Genomic DNA, 23544 nt, shown 5'->3' with positions numbered 1-23544 from the left:
AAATAAAATTAATTTAACATCATATCTCCAATTTTTCCTATATTCACAACCTGTTAAAAAACTATTAAAATATGGTAATTGAAAACGACTTTTTTTCCTCAAACAACACCGTTCAAAAGATCTCTGAAGATGAGAAAGGAAGACTGGGAAATTATTTAGAACTGGTCAAAGCATTTGCCAGAACAACTTACAGTAGTATTTATATTATTGATTACGAAAAAAAAGGGTTTGAGTACGTATCCGAAAATCCATTATTCTTATGTGATCACACTCCGGCAGAAGTTCAGGAACTCGGATATGCCTTTTATTTTAAGTATGTGGTCAAAGAAGATCTGGATTTATTACTAAAAATCAACACCATAGGTTTTGACTTCTATCAAAATATTCCTGTAGAAGAACGTCTGAATCATACCATCTCCTATGATTTCAGATTGAAGAATCCTAATGGAAAGACTTTTTTGGTGAATCAAAAACTGACTCCTGTTTTCCTGACCAATGACGGTAAAATCTGGAAATCGATTTGTATTATCTCACTTTCTTCTGAATTGCAGTCGGGGAATATTAAAATTTATAAAAAGGGAGAAAATAAGATCTTCAGTTATGACCTTGAGGGAGACTTTTGGAAGGTGCTAAAAAAGATAGAACTGACCAGCCGTGAGAAGGAGGTTTTGCAATATTCTATAAGGGGTTTTACCATTGCCAACATGGCCGAAAGTATGTTTGTATCGGCTGATACGATTAAGTTTCACAAGAGAAAGTTGTTTACCAAACTGGGGGTAGGAAATATTGCTGAGGCCATCGCTTATGCCACCAGTAATAAACTGATTTAATATTCTTTTATTCTTATAAAAACTATGTTTCTATGCGTGGAGTATTTCCACGCAGATTTTTTCTGTCGTATCTTTTCTGTGGCTAAGGTTTAAACACATAGAAACATAGACTTTACAGCCTAAAATAAGGCGTTTCACTTTTAATAAAACACAGAGTACCAGACAAGAAAAACATGTTTCTTTTGTACATAGTTTTTACATTTTATATCTTAAAACCTATCTCCTTATGCGATATTTTTTTTCTCGCAGATTTCGCAGATCGTGCAGATTTTTGAAATCCTTATACTCTGTAGCTATGTCTTAAACACATAGAAACATAGACTTTTACAGCCTAAAATAGGGCGTTTCACTTTTAATAAAACGCAGAGTGCTAGACAAGAGAACATCTTTCTCTTGTACATAGTTTTTACATTTTATATCTTAAAACCTATCTCCTTATGCGATCCTTTTTTTCTCGCAGATTTGGTAGATTGTGCAGATTTTTGAAATCCTTATGCTCTGCGGCTCTGGTTTAAACACATAGAAACATAGACTTTTACAACCTAGAATAAGGCGTTTCACTTTTAACAAAACACAGAGCATTATAATAGAGAAATGTGTTTCTATGAGACACTCTTTACTCTTTACTCTTTACTCTTTACTCTTTACACATCTCTTAAAACCTATCTATCCATGTGTTGAATGTTTTTCTCGCAGATTTCGCAGATTGTGCAGATTTTTGAAATCCTTATGCTCTCTAGCTATGCTTTAAACACATAGAAACATAGATTCTCCGGATAAAATTAAGACGTTTCACATTTTATATTTCACATCTAACACTCCAAAAATCTATGTCTCTACATGGTAAATTATCATTGCTAAAAGCCCAAAAAGGGATTCTATAAATCTTCATCTATAATTGCGGATAAATAAAACTCAGGGAATTTTTTGAATTTTTTACCGGTCGCAATATTAAAAAGCAAATGAGTACACAGAGCTGCTACCGACCATGATGCAATGGCCATTTGTGGAGGGGACTGACAGCCTTTTTCGATTTTGTATTTTTCAATAATACTGTCCATCCATTTTTGCGGATTTCCCCAAAATCTCAAATAACTTGAAGCGTAATCCATCATAGTCGATTCATTGAATTCTTCTTCTCCATTTGCCAGTGCGTTTAAAAGAAGGCCATCTCTGGCAATAACAGTTACCAGACTTCCCCATCCGATATTATAAGGATGCAGCACCGGAATGTCTAACTTTTGACAAGCGGTATCGAATATCAACGGTACCGGAGAAGAAAAGTCCAGCGTATTAATTGCCGCTTTGTGACCTTTAATATGATCCCCTATGTTTTCGACCGTCAGGAAAAAATCAATGCAATTGATTTCTGCATTTTTATTGATTGATTTCAATCGTCTTGCCAAAGCATCTACTTTGTTAGAATCGATATCATCTTCTGTATAGTTCTGTCTGCTCAAATTAGACCGCTCTACCTGATCACCATCTACAATAGTGATTTTTTCAAAACCAAAACGCAGCGCACATTCCGCAATTACGCTTCCAATACCGCTTCCTGCCAGCAAAATTGGAAAATCTTTTATAATCTCTTGTTCTTCATCGCTTAGATAAAGTTTATTCTTTGAATAACGATCATCCATAGTATTATTTTTTATTCAAAATTAAACAGAAACAACCAGTACCCTTTTAACCTAAAGGGTAGTTTTTATCGTTTGATCCCCCAGTATCACTGATTTAACCACCTAAAAAACCATTACAAACTGTAAATCAACACACTAGACATAAAACAGAAAAAACAATTAAAGCACTTCAGTCAAAAAACAATTGAAATACAGCAAATTACAATAGCTGTAAAACAAAAAAACAGTTACAAGAATACTCCTGTAACTGTTTTTTTATACTCTTTTTTTAGATGAACTGTGGCTCTAAAAAACCAATTCTTCCCCAACAACAGAAGGAATCAACTGTTGTTTGTTTAAAATTTGTATGGATTCTATGTAACCGGCCAAGTTGGTAATTGTCGGCTCTTTATACAATTCCTTAAGTTCAATTTTAATATTGAATTCTTTCTGAATCTTAGAAATTACCTGAGTGGCTTTCAGACTGTGTCCGCCAAGCGCAAAAAAGATATCACTTACTCCTATTTTCGTTTTTTGTAAAACTTCCTCCCAGATGGCGACAAGCTTTTCTTCTATTTCATTCGAAGGAGCAATATACTCCTGTTGGATAACATCCTCTGTGCTTACCGATGGTAATGCTTTTTTGTCGATCTTACCGTTGGGTGTCAGAGGGAATTTATCCAGGAAAACATAAAAGCTCGGTAACATATATTCCGGTAATTCTCTCGAAAGTGATTGACGAAGCTGTTGTTTGTCAATAGTTGCAGTGCTTACCAAATAACTAACAATGACCGGATCTCCATTTACAGTTGCTGTGATGACCACACACTGATCGATATCTTCCTGTGATTGCAATACCTGCTCGATTTCTCCGAGTTCAATACGATGTCCTCTGATTTTAACCTGACTGTCTTTTCGGCCTATGTAAGCGATGGTACCGTCAGGTAACCATTTACCTAAATCGCCTGTTTTGTACAATTTAGTAGTATCGTTAAATGGATTTGTAATAAACTTTTCTGCGGTGAGTTCCGGCTGATACAAATACCCTCTGGACAAACCGTCTCCTGAGATACAGATTTCTCCAATTACCCCTACAGGCTGCAATGCCAGCTCTTCTGAAAGTACATAAAACTGGGTGTTGTCTAAGGCTTTTCCAATAGGCACGGAATTTTCGTAAGTCCCTTCTACTCGGTAATAACTGCTGTAGGTGGTGTCTTCTGATGGTCCGTACAGGTTTCTAATAGCAATGCCGGAGTCTGTAAAATAGTTGGCGATACTCACCGGGAATGCTTCTCCGGCAAGGTTGATTCCAACAGCATTCTCAAAAGTGGTTCCTTTCTCTATCAGGGTATGAATTACCGATGGCACGGTATTGATTAGTACGTTTTTGTCACTCTGAATATAATCTCCTATCGATAATCCATTGGCCAATAAACGTATTTGTTTTCCGATACTTAAAGGATAGAAAAATTCATAAACAGACAGATCAAAACAATGTGAGGTTACGGCGTATAAAGTATCAAAATCGGTATCGCTAAATTCTCTTTGCGACCAGTATAACATGGCTACAGCATTCTGGTGGGTGATCATAACTCCTTTTGGTTTTCCTGTGGATCCTGAGGTGTAAATGATGTAGCCCAAGTGCTCAGAACTGAAAGAAATCTGTGGAAGAGATTTTGATATGGATTCTGCTTGTTTAAAACTTTCGATAAAACTATCGTCTATAGTGATTTTACATTTACTGTCTTGCTCGATGTACTCAATTCTTTGCGCCGGATAGTTGGGGTCGATCGGAACGTAAGCACATCCTGATTTTAAAACGGCCAATAGTGCAATAGGCAACCATTCGCTGCGGCCCAGCTTTACACCTACTAAATCTTCTACGGCTAAGTTGTAATTACTTAACAGATAGTGTGAAAGCTCGTTAGAAATCTCATCGAGTTCTTGGTAGGTCAAGCTTTTTGTATCGGTCACCAGAGCAATCTGCTCCGGTGTTTTTTTCGCCTGATTGACAAATAAGTCAACCATAGTGTGATCCTTAGGATACTCTACTGCTGTGTTGTTAAAATCCTCTAGCAATTGTGTGGTCTCGGCTTCGCTCAGGTAGTTAAGCGTGGCTACTTTTTGCTCCGGATTCTGGATGGCTTTGGTTAAAAAAGTATCTAAATGATTCGCTAAACAAGCTACAAATTCTGATTCATAAATATCAGTATTGTATTCGATGTATAGGCCTAGTTCTCCTTGATATTCCGCGAAAGCAAAGGTTAAATCAAATTTGCTGAAGGGTCTCTTCAACTGCTTGTAGGATGTTATTTCAACACCGTTTATGGTTAGGTTTTCAGACGCCAATAATTCCCGTTGATTTTGAAATACCACTAAAACATCAAACAAAACCGAACGGCTTAAATCTCTTTTAAGATCAAGCGCTTCTACCAAACTATCAAAAGGATAATCCTCGTGAGAATAGGCTTTTAATAAGGTTTCTTTTTGTATCTTGAGTAACTCTTCAAAACTTGTTTTTTCTTCAAAAGCGGTTCGAATGGCCAGCGTATTTAAATACAACCCAACCTGGTTTTCCAGATCACTGTGTTTTCTTCCCGCTATCGGTGTTCCCAAAATGATATCCCTGTTGTTAGCATATCTGGACAGTACTCCATTTATTCCTGCCATTAAAAGCATAAAAAGTGTTACCCCATTTTGCTGTGCATGAGTGTTAAACTGAGTAGTGATTTCTTTTGAGAAGGAATGTTTTATCCCTGAACCGTTATACGTTTTAAGCTTCGGTCTTACTTTATTGGAAGGCAGTTCCAAAACCGGCAAATCTCCTGAAAATGTCTCTAGCCATAAAGCTTTAGATTTTTCCAATACTGCTTGTCTGGACGGGCTGTTTTGCCATTCTGAATAATCTTTGTACTGAATAGGCAAGTCCGATAATACAATCTCATTTCCTATAACCAATCCATTATAAATGGTTATAAATTCTTTACTCAATATCCCCATCGACCAGCCATCGCCAATAATGTGATGCATATTGAGCATTAGAATATGATGATCTGTAGCTGTCTTTACGATCTCTCCTATAAAAAGAGGTCCTTTTTCTAAGTCAAAAGCATGTCTTTGAAGTGTATTAGTATGATTGCTCAGAGCTTCAGCTGTAGCATTATTTAAATCTGTAAACTGTAAAGCTTCACTGTATTGAGCCATCGGAACAATATACTGTCCCAAATTACCCTGATCATCTTCTTTAAAAATGGTACGTAAGCTCTCATGTCTCTTCACTAAAATTTGAAAGGCTTCGGCTAATTTTTCAAATTCCAACACTCCTTTAAACTCAAAGGCATTAAATAGATTATAAGCTGAATTACCCGTCTCAAACTGACTTAAGGTCCACAAACGGTGCTGAGACGAAGTAAGTGCATAAGATTCTTTTATGGCAGCTTTGGGAATAGACTCTGACGATGAAAGTAATTTGGTCAGTTCGTTTTTATGTGCTTTAATCTCTTCAATAATTTCAGGAGTTAAAGCCCCCTTCGGAGCAGTAATTTTCAAATCCCCATTTTCAACCCGAAGTCTGATATTCAAGGATTGTAACGTATGTAGTAAATTTTTTATCACGATATCATTTTTTAAATAAATTAAAAAGCATCTCTGTTTTTCAGAATCATTATATTCTCATCTCACTAGTTAGCATCAAAAAATACTATCGGCTGAATTGAGATAACTTTATATCATAATTTCATCCAAATCATCAACCGACTCTCCGGCCAATTCATTCTGAAACACAATAAATTTCAGTTTTTCCGAAACTCCAATAACATTCTGAGTTTCATACAAATCCTCAATAGAAAATCTCGTATCAAAAGCCTTGTTTATTCTGTTGATTAAAACGGTAGCTTTTAAACTGTTCCCTCCCAATTCAAAGAAATTATCCGTAATGCCAATTTTCTCCAGTTTTAGAATGTCTTCCCATATGGCTACCAGTTTTTCTTCGATTTCATTGGTCGGAGCCACATATTCTTGTTGGATGACATCCTCTGTGCTTACTGATGGTAATGCTTTTTTGTCGATCTTACCGTTGGGAGTCAGAGGGAATTTATCTAAAAACACATAAAAGCTCGGTAACATATATTCCGGTAATTCTTTCGAAAGTGATTGACGAAGCTGTTGTTTGTCAATAGTTGCAGTGCTTACCAAATAACTAACAATGACCGGATCGCCATTTACCGTTGCAGTAACTACCACACACTGATCGATATCTTCCTGTGATTGTAATACCTGCTCGATTTCTCCGAGTTCAATACGATGTCCTCTGATTTTAACCTGACTGTCTTTTCGGCCTATGTAAGCGATGGTACCGTCGGGCAGCCATTTACCCAAATCGCCAGTTTTGTAGAGCTTTGTGTTCTCGTTAAAAGGGTTAGTAATAAACTTTTCTGCGGTGAGTTCCGGTTGGTACAAATACCCTCTGGACAAGCCATCACCTGAGATACAGATTTCTCCAATTACCCCTAAAGGCTGCAATGCCAGCTCTTCTGAAAGGACATAGAACTGGGTGTTGTCCAGTGCTTTTCCAATAGGTACGGAATTTTCGTAAGTCCCTTCTACTCGGTAATAACTGCTGTAAGTGGTGTCTTCTGATGGTCCGTACAGGTTTCTAATAGCAATGCCGGAATCTGTAAAATGGTTGGCGATACTTACCGGAAACGCTTCTCCGGCAAGGTTAATTCCAACAGCATTCTCAAAAGTGGTTCCTTTCTCTATCAGGGTATGAATTACCGATGGCACGGTATTGATTAGTACGTTTTTGTCACTCTGAATATAATCTCCTATCGATAATCCATTGGCCAGTAAACGTATTTGTTTTCCGATACTTAAAGGATAGAAAAATTCATAAACAGACAGATCAAAACAATGTGAGGTTACGGCGTATAAAGTATCAAAATCGGTATCGCTAAATTCTCTTTGCGACCAGTATAACATGGCTACAGCATTCTGGTGGGTGATCATAACTCCTTTTGGTTTTCCTGTGGATCCTGAGGTGTAAATGATGTAGCCCAAGTGCTCAGAACTGAAAGAAATCTGCGGCAATGATTTTGATATAGATTCTGCTTGTTTAAATCTTTCGATAAAGCTATCGTCTATGGTGATTTTACATTTACTGTCTTGTTCGATGTACTCAATTCTTTGCGCCGGATAGTTGGGATCAATCGGAACGTAAGCACATCCTGATTTTAAAACGGCCAATAGTGCAATAGGCAACCACTCGCTACGGCCCAGTTTTACGCCTACTAAATCTTCTACTGCTAAGTTGTAATTACTTAACAGGTAGTGTGATAATTCATTAGAAATCTCATCGAGTTCTTTGTAAGTAAAACTTTTTGTATCGGTTACTAGAGCGATCTGCTCCGGGGTTTTCTTCGCCTGATTGACAAATAAGTCAACCATGGTATGATCCTTAGGATACGCTACTGTTGTGTCGTTAAAATCTTGTAACAATTGTGTGGTCTCGGCTTCGCTCAAGTAGTTGAGTGTGGCTACTTTTTGCTCCGGATTTTGAATGGCTTTAGTTAAAAAATTTTCTAAATGAGCCGCTAGTCGTACCACAAATTCTGATTCATAAATATCAGTATTGTATTCGAAATCTAAAGCCATTTCTCCCTGATATTCTGAAAAAGCAAAGGTTAAATCAAATTTACTAAATGACTTTTTCAGATTTTTATAAGGTTTTATTTCAACACCGTTTATCGTTAAACTTTCAGACCCTAACAATTCCTGCTGATTTTGAAATACCACTAAAACATCAAACAAAACCGAACGGCTTAAATCTCTTTTAAGATCAAGCGCTTCTACCAAACTGTCTAAAGGATAGTCCTGATGCGAATAGGCATTGAGCAGGGTTTCTTTTTGTAGGGTCAGTAACTCTTCAAAACTTGCTGTTGCTTCAAATGTGGTTCGAATGGCCAGCGTATTTAAATATAACCCAACCTGATTTTCCAGATCACTGTGTTCTCTTCCGGCTACGGGAGTTCCTAAAATAATGTCTCTGCTGTTGGTATATCTGGACAGTAATCCGTTTATTCCGGCCATTAAAACCATAAAAGGAGTTACGCCATTTTGCTGGGCATAAGTGTTAAGTGCGGTGGTACTCTCCTTTGAGAAAGAATGTTTTATGCCTGAACCGTTATACGTTTTAAATTTGGGTCTTACTTTATTGGAAGGTAATTCCAAAACCGGCAAATCCCCTGAGAATGTCTCTAACCATAAAGCTTTGGATTTTTCCAGCACTGCCTGTCTGGACGGGCTGTTTTGCCATTCTGAATAATCTTTGTACTGAATAGGCAAGTCTGGTAATACGATCTCATTTCCTATAACCAATCCATTATAAATGGTTACAAATTCTTTACTCAATACCCCCATCGACCAGCCATCGCCAATAATGTGATGCATATTGAGCATTAGAATATGATGATCTGCAGTTGTCTTTACGATCTCTCCTATAAAAAGAGGTCCTTTTTCTAGATCAAAAGCATGTCTTTGAAGTGTATTAATATGATTGCTAAGGACTTCAGCTGTGGCATTACTTAAATCTCTAAACTGTAAAGCTCCAGTGTATTGAGCGGCCGAAACAATATACTGTCCCAGATTCCCTTGTTTATCTTCTTTGAAAACGGTACGTAAGCTCTCATGTCTTTCTACCAAAATTTGAAAGGCTTCGGCTAATTTTTCAAATTCCAGCGCTCCTATAAATTCAAATGCAGCAAATAAGTTATAGGCCGAGTTACCGCTCTCAAATTGGCTTAAAGTCCACAAACGATATTGTGAAGAAGTAAGTGCATAAGATTCTTTTATCGCTGCGTTTGGAATTGATTCTGACGATGACAACAAGGTAATAAATCTATTTTTATGGATCTTAATGTCCTCAATAATTTCAGGAGTTAAAGTCCCCTTTGGAGCATTAATTTTCAAATCGCCGTTTTCTACCCGAAGTCTGATATTTAAGTTTTCTAATGTATGTATTAAGTTCTCTATCATGATATTATTTTTAAAGTAAACTTTAGCAGTGCATACTCCATTTTTAGAATGACTGCACAATTGTATTAGTAAAATGGTGATAAGTGATCATTTATTTTGTTCTGTAAACTCTGATTCATTTCGGTTTTAATCAAGATAGCACGACTGTAAAGTGTAATCCTGCTTAAGCTATAAAATGAAACTCGCGATTAGATTTTATAGTAAACCGTTGGGGTAAAAAATAGTAAACACTATAAATTATATCAATATCTCATCCAGATCATCAGCTGTTTCTACAGTTAATTCATTTTGAAACAGAATAAATTTTAATTTCCTGAAAACCCCTGTGATGTCTTGAGTCTCATATAAGTCCTGAATAGTAAGTCTTGTATCAAAAGCTCTGTTTATTCTGTTGATTAAAACGGAAGCTGTTAAACTGTTTCCTCCCAATTCAAAGAAATTATTGGTGATTCCTATTTTCTCTCGTTTTAGAATGTCCTGCCATATGGCTACCAGTTTTTCTTCGATTTCATTGGTCGGAGCCACATATTCCTGTTGGATGACATCCTCTGTGCTTACTGATGGTAATGCTTTTTTGTCGATCTTACCGTTGGGTGTTAGTGGAAATTTATCTAAGAACACATAAAAGCTCGGTAACATATATTCCGGTAATTCTTTCGAAAGTGATTGACGAAGCTGTTGTTTGTCAATAGTTGCAGTGCTTACCAGATAACTTACAATTACCGGATCGCCATTTACGGTTGCCGTGATGACCACACACTGATCGATATCTTCCTGTGATTGTAATACCTGCTCGATTTCTCCGAGTTCAATACGATGTCCTCTGATTTTAACCTGACTGTCTTTTCGGCCTATGTAAGCGATGGTACCATCAGACAGCCATTTACCTAAATCGCCTGTTTTGTACAATTTAGTAGTATCGTTAAATGGGTTTTTGATGAACTTTTCTGCGGTGAGTTCCGGTTGGTACAAATACCCTCTGGACAAGCCATCACCTGAGATACAGATTTCTCCAATAACTCCCACAGGCTGCAAGGCCAGCTCTTCTGAAAGTACATAAAACTGGGTGTTGTCTAAGGCTTTTCCAATAGGCACTGCGTTTTCGTAAGTCCCTTCTACTCGGTAATAACTGCTGTAGGTAGTGTCTTCTGATGGTCCGTACAGGTTTCTAATGGCGATGCCGGAATCTGTAAAATGGTTGGCGATACTCACCGGGAAGGCTTCTCCGGCAAGGTTAATTCCAACAGCATTCTCAAAGGTGGTTCCTTTCTCTATCAGGGTATGAATTACGGAAGGCACGGTATTGATCAGTACGTTTTTGTCGCTCTGGATATAATCTCCTATCGATAATCCATTGGCCAGTAAACGTATTTGTTTTCCGATGCTTAAAGGATAGAAAAATTCATAAACGGACAGATCAAAACAGTGTGAGGTTACGGCGTATAAAATATCAAAATCGGTATCGCTAAATTCTCTTTGCGACCAGCATAACATGGCCACAGCGTTCTGATGGGTGATCATGACTCCTTTTGGTTTTCCTGTGGATCCTGAGGTGTAGATGATGTAGCCCAGGTGCTCTGAACTGAAAGAAATCTGCGGAAGAGATTTTGATATGGATTCTGCTTGTTTAAAACTTTCGATAAAGCTATCGTCTATGGTGATTTTACATTTACTGTCTTGTTCGATGTACTCAATTCTTTGCGCCGGATAGTTGGGATCGATCGGAACGTAAGCACATCCTGATTTTAAAACCGCCAATAAGGCAATAGGCAACCACTCGCTGCGGCCCAGCTTTACGCCTACCAAATCTTCTACGGCTAAGTTGTAATTACTTAACAGGTAGTGTGATAATTCATTAGAAATCTCATCGAGTTCTTTATAGGTAAAACTTTTTGTATCAGTTACTAAAGCAATTTGCTCAGGAGTTTTCTTCGCCTGATTGACAAATAAGTCAACCATAGTGTGATCCTTAGGATACGCTACTACTGTGTTGTTAAAATCCTCTAGTAATTGTGTGGTCTCAGCTTCACTCAGGTAGTTGAGTGTGGCTACTTTTTGCTCCGGATTTTGAATGGCTTTGGTTAAAAAGTTTTCTAAATGAGCCGCTAGTCGTGCCACAAATTCTGGTTCGTAAATATCAGTATTGTATTCGATGTGTAAGCTCAACTGTCCTTCTTTCTCTGAAAAGATGAAGCTTAAATCGAATTGACTTACTTTTCTTGGATTGGCTTTATAAGGTTTTAAGGTTAAACTTTCTATTTGTTCTGCATTTGAGTCAAATAAATCTTGTTGATTTTGCAAAACTACCAGTACATCAAAAAGTGCTGATCGGCTTGTATCTCTACCTAAACCTAGTTGTTCTACCAGGTTGTCCAGCGGATATTCCTGATGGGAATAGGCATTGAGCAGGGTTTCTTTTTGTATTTGCAGCAGGGTTTCAAAATCTGCTGTTTCTTCAAAACGGGTTCGAATGGCCAACGTATTGAGATAAAGCCCTATTTGATTTTCCAGATCACTGTGTTCTCTTCCGGCAATTGGTGTCCCTAAAATAAGGTCTCTGGTGTTGGTATATCTCGAGAGTAGTCCGTTTATTGCTGCCATCAGGGTCATAAAAAGACTGCTGTTGTGTTGCTCTGAGAATGTTTTCAGGGTGACACTTGCCTCTTTGGTAAAGTTATGGGTGATGGAATTTCCGGCATAGGTTTTTATTCTTGGTCGTATTTTCTCTGTCGGAAGTTCTAATACAGGCAGGTTACCGCTAAAGATATCCAGCCAGTAGGCTTCTGATTTTTTTAGTTTAGTGATTTGTTCTTCACTTCTCATCCAGGTGGCATAGTCTTTATATTGTATGCTTAGCTCCGGAAGATTAATGGTTTTATTTTGGATTAAATGATCGTAAATCGTGATAAGTTCCTGGCTTAAAATTCCCATAGACCAGCCATCACTAATGATGTGATGCATATTGAAAAGTAACAGGTGTTTGTTTTCTGATTGTCTGATGAGTTTCAGATGTACCAAAGGAGCTTTCTCTAAATCAAATTGATGCTCGTAACTTTGGGCAACGCTGTGTTCCAGGACTTCTTCTTGGTTTTCGATTGTGCTGAAATCTTCATAATCTACTTTGAAGTCAATGTCTTTGGCATCAATTACAAACTGACGCACTTCTCCCTGATCGTCTCTTTTGAAGTAGGTTCTTAGGGTTTCATGTCTGGCAATAAGAAGGTTGAAAGCTTCTGTTAATTGCGCTGTATTTAAATTTCCTTCTAATTCAAACGAACCGGGAATGTTGTAGGCCTGATTCCCCCCTTCAAACTGACTAAGGATCCATAAGCGGTGCTGAGAGGAGCTTAAAACGTAGCTTTCCTGCTGCTCTGCTTTGGGTATAGCGGTGAAGGTTCCTTCCTCAAGTTTGCTGATGATTCCTGAGATGGTTGGGTTCAAAAAGACATCTTTTACGCTGATCTGATAGCCTAATTGTCGGTTGATTTTATTGGTTACTAAGATGACTTTCAGGCTGTGTCCACCCAATTCAAAGAAGTTGTCTGTGGTTCCAATGGTATTTATGCCCAGTATTTCTTCCCAGATTGCAGCGAGTTGTTTCTCTAAAACGGTCTCCGGAGCGGTATATTCTTGCTGAATTTTATCGTTTACATCTACTTTAGGCAATGCTTTTAGATCCACTTTACCATGGGAGGTTAATGCAATGGCGTCTAATTGTACATAGTAACCCGGAAGCATATAATCCGGTAAATATTGGCTCAATTGGGCACGAAGTTCTTGTTTGTCAAGTTCTTTTTCTCCTACCACATAGGCTACTATTGCGGGTTCTGTCTCTATGTTTTGTACGGTTACAACACACTGACTGATGCTGTCTTGTGTTAATAAGGCATGTTCGATTTCACCGAGTTCTATTCGGTGGCCTCTTACTTTTACCTGCTGGTCTTTTCTACCTGTGAGTTCGATGCTGCCATCGGGTAACCATCGGCCCAGATCGCCTGTTTTGTAGAGTCTGGCTCCTGTAATGAAGGGATGGGCGATGAATTTTTCTTCGGTGAGTTCTGCATTGTTTAGGTATCCTCTGGACAGGCTGTTTCCTGAGATACAGAGTTCTCCAAATACACCGATAGGCTGTAATTCCAGGTTATCGGACAGGATATAGATCTGACTGTCTTTTAAGGGTTTGCCAATTGAGACAAGATTTCTTTGCAGATCGCTTTGTTCTACTCTTCCCATAACAGCGCTAATGGTGGCTTCCGTTGGGCCGTACTTGTTGTAGAAGTCGGCTATTTTGATCATTTTTTCGGCCAGATTTTTTGGGCATACTTCTCCTGCTGCAACGATTCTTTTCAGGGTTTTACAGGTAGAAAGGTGCTCTAAATGTGATAAATAACCCGGGGTGGCATGCAGGTGGGTTACACTGTGTTCGTTCAATAAGTTTACAAAATCGGTCGGATCAATGATACGCTCTTTTGGAGCACCTATCAGGGTGGCTCCACTAAGCAAAGCCAAAAAGATCTGTTCCATTGACGCATCAAAGGCGTTGTTGGAGAATTGTACGATACGATCGGACGCATCAAACCCGAATTCTTCTTTTTGGTTTAGGATATAATTCACCAAACTTTTGTGCTCGATCATTACTCCTTTGGGCTGTCCTGTGGAACCTGAGGTATAAATGACATACATGAGGTTCTCCGGAGTCAAAGAAATAACAGGTAATGTGGTTGGATAATTGTCCTGACGGGAGATGAAATTCGCCAATAACTTCTCGTCAATAACAACTTTACATGTACTGTCTTGCTCGATATAAGCAATTCTTTGCTCCGGATAACACGGATCTATAGGGACATAAACACCGCCGGTTTTCAATACGGCTAAAAGTGAGATGTAAATCCACTCGCTGCGCTCTAATTTTACAGCAATAAGGTCTTCTGTTTTTATCTCATACTCATTCAATAAATAATGCGCCAACTGGCTGGAAAGCTCATGGAGTTCTTTGTAAGTCAGCGATCTGTTTTCAAAAACTACTGCTACGGCATCAGGGGTTTGCCCGGCTTGCTGTTCGAACATTTCAACGGCTGTAGCTTCTACTATTGCTTCTGCTTTTGAAGTGCTAAAATCTTCCAAAAGGATCGCTTTCTCTGAGCTTGAAATGTAATCCAAACTTGCCAGTGATTGCGCGGGGTTTTCAACAAGAGCCTCTAAAACTTTAAGGTAAGCTTTCAGTACACGTTTCATTGTGGCATACTTAAAGATCCCTGCATTGTAATCCCATTCTACCGAAATTCTTCTGTCCGGTTTATTATCTGTTAAAGAATCGATTTGTTCGTATACGGTATTGACAACAACACTAATATCAAATCGTGATGTTTTATTATGCCCGTTCAAAATTTCGATGTCCGCATCCAGCAAAGACATGCTTTGTACCGGAACGTTCACAAAACTAAACATGTATTGAAATAACGGATGCAGATTTAAACTCCTTTCCGGATTTATTCTTTCTACTACTTTTCCAAAAGGGGTATCATCATAAGAATAAGCATCCAGACAGGTTTCTTTCACCTCGTTAAGTACCTCCGTTAAGGAATTTTCATTGCTAAACGTAGTACGTAATGCAATTGTATTTACAATCATACCTAAAACTTCCTGAAATTCTTTATAACGTCTGTTGGCTACAGCTGTCCCCACAGAAATATCGGTTTGATTGCTAAATTTATGCAGCACTATTTTAAAGGCTGCGAGCATTGTGATAAACAACGACACATCTTGTTTTTCGGAAAACTGACGTAATTTTTCGGAAAAATCTAAGGAAAATACATGCTCTATCGTACCGCCTTTTTTCACAGTAGTTTCCTCTCTTTCGAAATCTAATGGCAACAACAATCCGTTAGAAAAACCTTCAAATTTGTTTTCCCAATAATCCAATTTTTCGCTGATAACACTTTCGTTCAGACTATTTCTTTCCCAATACGCATAGTCTTTAAAAGTAACTTCAGGCTTCTCTGCCACAAAATCAGGATCTCTTTTTAATTCATTATAAATATCAACGAAATCTCTAAACAGGATTCCCTGAGTCCATCCGTCTAAAATTAAATGATGCTCACAAAATACAAGTACACTTTCCTGATCGGAGAACTTTAATAATTCTATTCTAAAAAGCGGTCCTTCTTCAATTTGAAAAGCACGGCTCTCTATTCTTTCCAGACTATCGGCAATTACTTTCTCTTTATTTTCTTTATTTTTTATTCCGGTATAATCTACAACCGGAATGGTATACCCAAATGGAGGTAGTATTTTTTGATAAGGCTTACCTTCCTGATTCACAAAAACAGTTCTTAAAATCTCATGTTTTTTGATCAATTTTGCAAACGTTTCTTCGAGTGCGGCAACCTCAACAAAACCTTTTAATTTCATTGCTCTTGATACGTGATAAGAAGTATCGGCACTATTCAGCTGATTTAAAAACCATAATCTTTCTTGTGAAAAAGACAATGGATACAACTCCTGCTCAGGAGCTTTAATATTTTGAACTTCTTTTTTGTTTAAAGTAGGAACCAGTTCACTGATTTCTTTAATGGTAGGAGATTTGTAAAAATCTCTTAACGACAATTCAATTCCTTTTTGATCACGTAAACTGCTTATAAACTGATTGGCCAATAAAGAGTGCCCTCCTAATTCGAAAAAACTCACGTTTACATCAACCTGATCAAGGCGTAATAATTCCTGCCAGATTGAAGCGATCTCTTTCTCTTCGGGTGTTACCGGCAATTGAACTGCTTCTGCAATGTTTATAGTTTTAGGTTCCGGCAAACTCTTAATATCAATTTTTCCGTTAGGAATTAAAGGAATAGCATCTAAGATTACAAAATGCGTCGGAATCATAAATTCCGGTAAATGAGCTTTTAAATCAATTACTAAAGAAGATATATTGATAAAAGACTCGTTTGCTACTAAATAGGCAATCAGAATAGGCATTCCTCCAACTTCATTAATACACACATAACTGTCCACCACATATGCATTTACTTTTTGTATGGCCTGTTCTATTTCTCCTACTTCAATACGATATCCTTTGTAACTAAGCTGACTGTCTTTTCTGCCATAAAAAATCAAATTATTGTCTAAGCTCCACTTTCCTAAATCTCCGGTTTTGTAGATACGCTCTCCATTTATATGGATAAAGGCATTATCTGTCAATTCTTTTTTGTTGAGATAAGAAACTGCCAAACCTAAACCGGAAAGTCCAATTTCTCCAATGGCACCTTTTGGTAATATTTTTGTTCCGTCTAACAGGTATACTCCTCTATTGGTAATTGGTTTCCCGATAGGAAATGAAGTATCTGTTTCATTCACTTTATAATAGGTCGCACATACTGTACTTTCTGTAGGACCATAGGTATTGTAGATATCATAACTGGCTGTAAGCTGATCTACCTGGTGTGGTTTTAACGTATCGCCTCCACTAATAATGGTTTTAAAATTAAAATTGTAATTTTTATGGTTGTCATTAAGATACTGAAGCACAAAAGGATTCGTACTCAATAAAGTAATTCCAAAACGCTCGCAATCTTTCAATAATTCATTAAAATCTTTTGTATCATGAGCAATCACTAAATTCCCTCCCACCGATAAAATCGGGAAAATTTCTTCTACAGAAGTATCAAAAGCAGTAGAAGCCTGCTGTAATACAATATCTTCTTCAGTAAGATTAAAATAAGTACCGAATGTAAGTACATAATCGTATAAAGAAGCGTGATTGATAACAACACCTTTAGCATCTCCTGTTGAACCGGAAGTATAAATAATATAAGCTTCATCTTCAGGTTTCAAAGCAACAGGAATATAGTTTTCCGCTATTTTATGCTCTTCCAGAATACGATCTATATTGTATTCTTTGTCTTCTGAAATAGAATTGGAAAATGAATCTGTTAAGATAAAACCTAAGCCGGCATCTTTTATAATATAGTGTTTTCTTTCCTCCGGATATGCATTATCAATAGGTACATAAACAGCTCCCGTTTTTAAGGCTGCCAAAATTCCAATAATACTTTTCTCAGATCTCGAAAGCATCACTCCTACCTTATCTCCTTTTTTAACGCCGTTGGACTGTAAATAGGAAGCGATGATATTAGCACGTGCATCAAGGGTTTCATAAGTTAAAAAATTAGTTTGACAAGAAACCGCTGTTTTTGAACTATAGGCCGCTACAGCAGCATTCCAAAGATTTAAGAAAGTCTGTTCCGGTCTTTTTACAACAGGTCCTTTTGAAATCGCTTGTATTTCTTCTAACTGTTCTTTACTCGAAATTTCAATCTCGGCTATAGCAGTATGATTGGTCTGCTGTAATTCTGTCAATACTTTTCTGAAAGAGGCAATCAGCTGATTGGCTTCAAATTTTGACACATATTTTTCATTGATATCAAATCTAAAACTAAGATCTCCGTTGATCCCTTCAAAAACATGAATAGAAATAGGATCTTCTTCACTGTCATTAGACAATGGATGTATGCTGGCTTTATTCCCCGAAAATTCAGATTCGTATTGCATGCGCTCGTATGACAATCGTACATCATAAAGCTTTGAGGTTTCCTGTGGCAGATTTCGCAGGATGTCGGCCTGCTGGAAACGCTGATGCCTGTAACAGGTAAAAAGTGTGGTTCTGATTTCTTTTATAAAATCGCTTACAGATGCTGTTGTTTCTAACGTCAGTTTTAACGGTAACATGCTCAAAAACGGTCCGAAAGTATTTTTTTCGGCAGCATTTTTTCGGTTCAAAATAGGCATCCCTAAATTAATTTCTTCTCTGTTGTAATATTTAGACAATACGATAGAGAAACAGCCCAGGAGTAAATGAAAAATACTCAGTCTTTCTGTTTTTACAAACGACCATAAGGCTTCGTTCTCTTCCTCTGTAAGTGCAATTTCGATATTACAGTGGCCTGCTGATTTATTGGTACCCGTGTAGATCAAAGAAGGCAGATCTTCGTAACGGCCTAACCAGAAGTTTTTATCAATAGAAAAATCTTCCGAAGCTCTGTACGCATTGTCTAATGCGATAAAAGATTCGTAAGACAGTTTGTTTTTTCCGATACATAAATCATCATACACCACAGTGGTGCCCAATTGCTCGTAAATTCGTTTTACTTTATTGAACAATAACTGAAATGAAAAACCGTCAGAAATGATATGGTGAAGTTTAGAATACCAGATATACGATTCAGGAGCCACTTTAATAAGCCACATTTTGTACAGATGTTTGTCCTTTTCGATATCAAAAGGAATTACAAAATCTTTCCCGATCATCTCAATCGCTTTTGATTCTTCCCAATCTTCGATACAGGTCAAGGCCAAATCACTGTTTGCTTCCTGAATGGAATATACAGGAAAACCACTCTTTTCTTCAAAAACAAAAGAAAAAATATCGTTTTCTTTAATCAGAATATTGAATGCTGTTTTAAAACGCTCCACATCAACACTTCCGTTAATAAATGCATAACCGCCAATATTGTATTTTGGTGATTCATTGTCAAGTATCTGATCAAGCCAGATATATTTCTGAACATTTGTGACATTATTTTTCATAAGTCTGCTTTTTATAATTTGAATAAATACCGAAAACGTAAGGTTATCGTACCATTTTGATTTGTAGTATGGATAAAAACAACCACCCCCCGATTTCACTACGGAGGGTAATTGATAGTATAATAAGATTTATAGGGTGTTTTTCCTTTGAGAACAAGGAAATGAGGAGTTTAAAACCTATGCCTTTGCAAAGACGTTTTCTTCCGGATTGGATAGATACGACAAAGGTATTATGGCTGATATATTCTGGCGCAATGAACTTAATCGTACGCTGATTCTGTGCTGATTGTCGACTCTGAAAACTTCACATTCCAAACCTGATAGTTCGCCATGTTCGATTTTAAGTTTATCGCCTATTTTTGGCAGTGCCGATTCAACCTGAACATCGGTGATGTCTTTTCCCTGGGTAAAGAGTTTGATATAAGCGATTTCTTCTTCGGAAACTTTGCCGTATTCTTTGCCGAAAGACAAGTAGGAACAACCGCTCTCTACATTTAAAGCATCATGAAAGTCTTTGTTGTTTTTAATGTTTACAAAAACATAACTGGGAAATAAGGGAATTTCAATTTTCTTAGTTCGGTCACTCCATTGTCTAATGCTGGTGGCCATAGGTAAAAAAGCTTCTAATTTTTTTTCCATTAATTCTTTGTAGACTTTACTTTCATGTCTGTACTTGACGTAAAGAACATGCCAACCTTGTTTTCGATCCATATTATTTGGTTTTTTTCGTCACCGGGCATAGCTGCGCTATTACCAGTCACATGGTTATTTTTTTTAGATACGTTTTTTGGTTTAATAGCTTTACCTTTTTTACTCTAAAGTAATTTTGGTAATAATGTTTTTGTTGGAACTCTCAAGGTAAATTTTGATGCCTTTTGAGTGTGGTGTAAAAATCTGAAAGTTGTGAATCCAACTACTTATTTTTACTGAAGTAAATTTACAATATAGGTTTTCAAATGCTACTACACCAAAGTGTAGTTCAATTGGTTAGCGTTAAATACTACCTTATTGGGTAGTTTATCGTTTACAGAAGAAAGCTCAAAATCTTCCGGTGTAACCAAATGTTTGTTCTCGTTGTAGAAAGTAATAAGACCATTATAGGACATCGATACAGGTATTGTTTCTGATCCCAGGTATTCGATTGATTTGCCCACAATTTTTGCTTTGATGCCCATTAGGGTTAATACGCGAAGCAGTTTGGCATCGATTTCGGCGAAGGCCATATTGTCTTTGTGTTTGCAAACCGGTGCAATGGCACAAACCAATAGTTTTTTTAGCAGGTTAACATCACGAACGCCTTTTTTAATGGCAAAACGTCCAATGTGCCAGATTTCATTGATGGCATCTCCTTCTGCACATAAGAAAGGATTGATACCAAACATTTTTTGAATAGGAAGCGGGGTAATGAAGTCCCATTTTAAAACTCTGATGGTACCGGTAAAGTCTCCCAATTCATTTTTAAATGCGAATATTTTGGAGTTTTCAAGGAAGTTCATTTCTTCTTTGTAAACGGCATCAATATCTTTTTGATAGTGGCCCGGAAAAACTTCATTAGAATGGTGATTGAAGTTTTCTGTGACTACAAATTTAGACATACGAAAGATGTCATTTTGACTAATTGCTGTGTGGTTGTTTTTGGCGAGTTTCATAGTATTTGTTTTCTCCAAAACTATCACCACAATTTACGCTTCATATTACACAAAATACTAGTTTACAGTATTTTAATCAAAAACTACCCTTAAGTGTAGTTTTTAAAAATGAACTTTAAAAGAAAAAAAACGACCAAAAACCCAAATATCATTTTTATTGAAATGAAGTTAAATTCGTATAGAAATAAAATTAATTTAACATCATATCTCCAATTTTTCCTATATTCACAACCTGTTAAAAAACTATTAAAATATGGTAATTGAAAACGACTTTTTTTCCTCAAACAACACCGTTCAAAAGATCTCTGAAGATGAGAAAGGAAGACTGGGAAATTATTTAGAACTGGTCAAAGCATTTGCCAGAACAACTTACAGTAGTATTTATATTATTGATTACGAAAAAAAAGGGTTTGAGTACGTATCCGAAAATCCATTATTCTTATGTGATCACACTCCGGCAGAAGTTCAGGAACTCGGATATGCCTTTTATTTTAAGTATGTGGTCAAAGAAGATCTGGATTTATTACTAAAAATCAACACCATAGGTTTTGACTTCTATCAAAATATTCCTGTAGAAGAACGTCTGAATCATACCATCTCCTATGATTTCAGATTGAAGAATCCTAATGGAAAGACTTTTTTGGTGAATCAAAAACTGACTCCTGTTTTCCTGACCAATGACGGTAAAATCTGGAAATCGATTTGTATTATCTCACTTTCTTCTGAATTGCAGTCGGGGAATATTAAAATTTATAAAAAGGGAGAAAATAAGATCTTCAGTTATGACCTTGAGGGAGACTTTTGGAAGGTGCTAAAAAAGATAGAACTGACCAGCCGTGAGAAGGAGGTTTTGCAATATTCTATAAGGGGTTTTACCATTGCCAACATGGCCGAAAGTATGTTTGTATCGGCTGATACGATTAAGTTTCACAAGAGAAAGTTGTTCACCAAACTGGGGGTAGGAAATATTGCTGAGGCCATCGCTTATGCCACCAGTAATAAACTGATCTAATATTCTTTTCTTCTTATAAAAACTATGTTTCTATGCGTGGAGTATTTCCACGCAGATTTTTTCTGTTGGATCTTTTCTGTGGCTATGGTTTAAACACATAGAAACATAGACTTTACAGCCTAAAATAAGGCGTTTCACTTTTAATAAAACGCAGAGTGCTAGACAAGAGAACACCTTTCTCTTGTGCATAGTTTTTACATTTTACATCTTAAAACCTATCTATCTACGTGTTGAATGTTTTTCTCGCAGATTTGGCAGATCGTGCAGATTTTTGAAATCCTTATACTCTGTGGTTATGGCTTAAACATATAGAAACATAGACTTTTACAGCCTAAAATAAGGCGTTTCACTTTTAATAAAACGCAGAGTGCTAGACAAGAGAACACCTTTCTCTTGTGCATAGTTTTTACATTTTACATCTTAAAATCTATCTCCTTATGCGATCCTTTTTTTCTCGCAGATTTGGCAGATTGTGCAGATTTTTGAAATCCTTATACTCTGTAGCTATGCCTTAAACACATAGAAACATAGACTTTACAGCCTAAAATAGGGCGTTTCACTTTTAATAAAACGCAGAGCGTCACAATAGAGAAATGTGTTTCTATGAGACACTCTTTACTCTTTACTCTTTACTCTTTACTCTTTACTCTTTACTCTTTACTCTTTACTCTTTACTCTTTACTCTTTACTCTTTACTCTTTACTCTTTACTCTTTACTCTTTACACATCTCTTAAAATCTATTCTACCAAAACTGCACAGCTAATTTTACCAGATCTATTGGGCTCTACCAGCAATCCAAACAACAAAGCATTGTCTTGTTAAAAAATTGTAATTAACTTAAAAACAAGTATTTATACTCGCTTTAAAAAACCATATTTTATCTAATATTGTATGTACCAAAAACAGTGGAGCCAGAACCCACTTACAAAAAAACGAGGCGGATTCCGAAAAGCCTTATGAGTAGGAAACACAAACAAACAAATAAATTATGGCAACTTACCCGTATTCACAAGAAGCACTTTTAGTGAACAGTATCAAAGCAACAACAGTAGTTTCTATTGTGTCAGGAATGCAAGTATCTGTTACTACTTTTACTTCATCAGCAGGAAATTTAGGCTCAATCACCCTTTCTCCTGTACAGCCAACAGCTACAAATGTAGAGTTTAAAGCTGGGGCGCAAAAGCTACAAATCGACCTTATCAGTTTCAGAGCTCAATTCGGCCTTGACAGTGGTCAGGTTACAGCAAGCGGGCGTGCAACGGATCAGGACGGAAACAACGAAACTGCTTTTGCGAAACAAATCGCAACTTGGTCTTAATTAAAAACAACCAGGATATTTTCCTGGGATAAAATTATATTTATGAAGTAGGAAACTGCTTGTATAGACCCCAATCTACACTATAAATATTATATCGATAACAGTCTTTACTGGTTTATCCCATACTTCCTAACTATTCATTAGCCCAGGAAATCTCCTTTTATCCTACTTATACCAGAAAACATTGGACTACAATAGAAATAAAACTAGTATTAAAATTATGGTAACTTATCCTTACCCGGAAGATGCGATATTAGTAAACAGCATCAAAGCATCTACCCTTGTTTCAGTTCTTGAGGGCATGGAAGTATCAACAACAACCTTTACTTCTGCACTGGGAGGCGAAACTTCAACTGTAGTTCCTCTTTCAGGTCCCGGGCCTGTGATACAAAATGGGATTTTAGGATCGGTGCCACTTTCTCCTGTACGGTCAAAAGCCTTGTCATGGAAAAATCACTGACTTGAACAGCGAAAACGAAGTTGTGTTTGCCAAACAAATCGCGG

General features: G+C 37.1%; 10 protein-coding genes. 4 read left to right on the top strand and 6 right to left on the bottom strand.

Translation table 11 applies throughout. The features are described 5' to 3' along the window. The first annotated feature begins 71 nt into the window (after positions 1-71). A complete protein-coding gene (locus M4I44_RS10435) occupies positions 72-830 on the top strand; it encodes a response regulator transcription factor (protein ID WP_089077184.1) in 759 nt (252 codons plus the stop codon). An 878-nt stretch (positions 831-1708) separates the two neighbouring features. Here the strand turns inward: M4I44_RS10435 and M4I44_RS10430 are convergent. The 6 genes from M4I44_RS10430 to M4I44_RS10405 form a co-directional block, all read right to left on the bottom strand. After that, positions 1709-2470, bottom strand: coding sequence for a ThiF family adenylyltransferase (locus tag M4I44_RS10430; RefSeq protein WP_017498831.1), 762 nt, complete (start codon positions 2468-2470; stop codon positions 1709-1711). A 285-nt stretch (positions 2471-2755) separates the two neighbouring features. After that, on the bottom strand, positions 2756-6064 hold the full coding sequence (locus M4I44_RS10425; protein WP_249967241.1) for an amino acid adenylation domain-containing protein: 3309 nt from the start codon (positions 6062-6064) through the stop codon (positions 2756-2758). Positions 6065-6172: 108 nt separating this feature from the next. Then, positions 6173-9481: an amino acid adenylation domain-containing protein gene (locus M4I44_RS10420; protein WP_249967240.1), complete on the bottom strand. Its 3309-nt coding sequence runs from the start codon at positions 9479-9481 to the stop codon at positions 6173-6175. Between the two features lie 237 nt (positions 9482-9718). After that, entirely contained in the window at positions 9719-19060 is a 9342-nt protein-coding gene (locus M4I44_RS10415; protein ID WP_249967239.1) for a non-ribosomal peptide synthetase, read from the bottom strand. 177 nt (positions 19061-19237) lie between these two features. Beyond that, positions 19238-19771: a UpxY family transcription antiterminator gene (locus M4I44_RS10410; RefSeq protein ID WP_017495544.1), complete on the bottom strand. Its 534-nt coding sequence runs from the start codon at positions 19769-19771 to the stop codon at positions 19238-19240. A gap of 251 nt (positions 19772-20022) precedes the next feature. After that, entirely contained in the window at positions 20023-20709 is a 687-nt protein-coding gene (locus M4I44_RS10405; RefSeq protein WP_249967238.1) for a hypothetical protein, read from the bottom strand. Between the two features lie 253 nt (positions 20710-20962). Between M4I44_RS10405 and M4I44_RS10400 the strand changes: the two genes are divergently transcribed. From M4I44_RS10400 to M4I44_RS10390, 3 genes are all read left to right on the top strand, one after another. After that, positions 20963-21721 (top strand): response regulator transcription factor, encoded by a 759-nt coding sequence (locus M4I44_RS10400; protein WP_089077184.1) that lies wholly within the window; start codon positions 20963-20965, stop codon positions 21719-21721. A gap of 989 nt (positions 21722-22710) precedes the next feature. Next, positions 22711-23040 carry a hypothetical protein gene (locus M4I44_RS10395; protein WP_017498718.1) on the top strand — a complete coding sequence of 110 codons (330 nt, stop codon included), beginning with the start codon at positions 22711-22713 and terminating at the stop codon, positions 23038-23040. Positions 23041-23260: 220 nt separating this feature from the next. Next, positions 23261-23500 carry a hypothetical protein gene (locus M4I44_RS10390; protein ID WP_249967237.1) on the top strand — a complete coding sequence of 80 codons (240 nt, stop codon included), beginning with the start codon at positions 23261-23263 and terminating at the stop codon, positions 23498-23500. The last annotated feature ends 44 nt before the right edge of the window (positions 23501-23544 follow it).

This window comes from Flavobacterium sp. B183, from assembly GCF_023539155.1.
Classification (GTDB): domain Bacteria; phylum Bacteroidota; class Bacteroidia; order Flavobacteriales; family Flavobacteriaceae; genus Flavobacterium; species Flavobacterium tructae.
The sequence above is the reverse complement of the archived record's forward strand: the minus strand, read 5'-3'. Positions and strand labels throughout refer to the sequence as shown.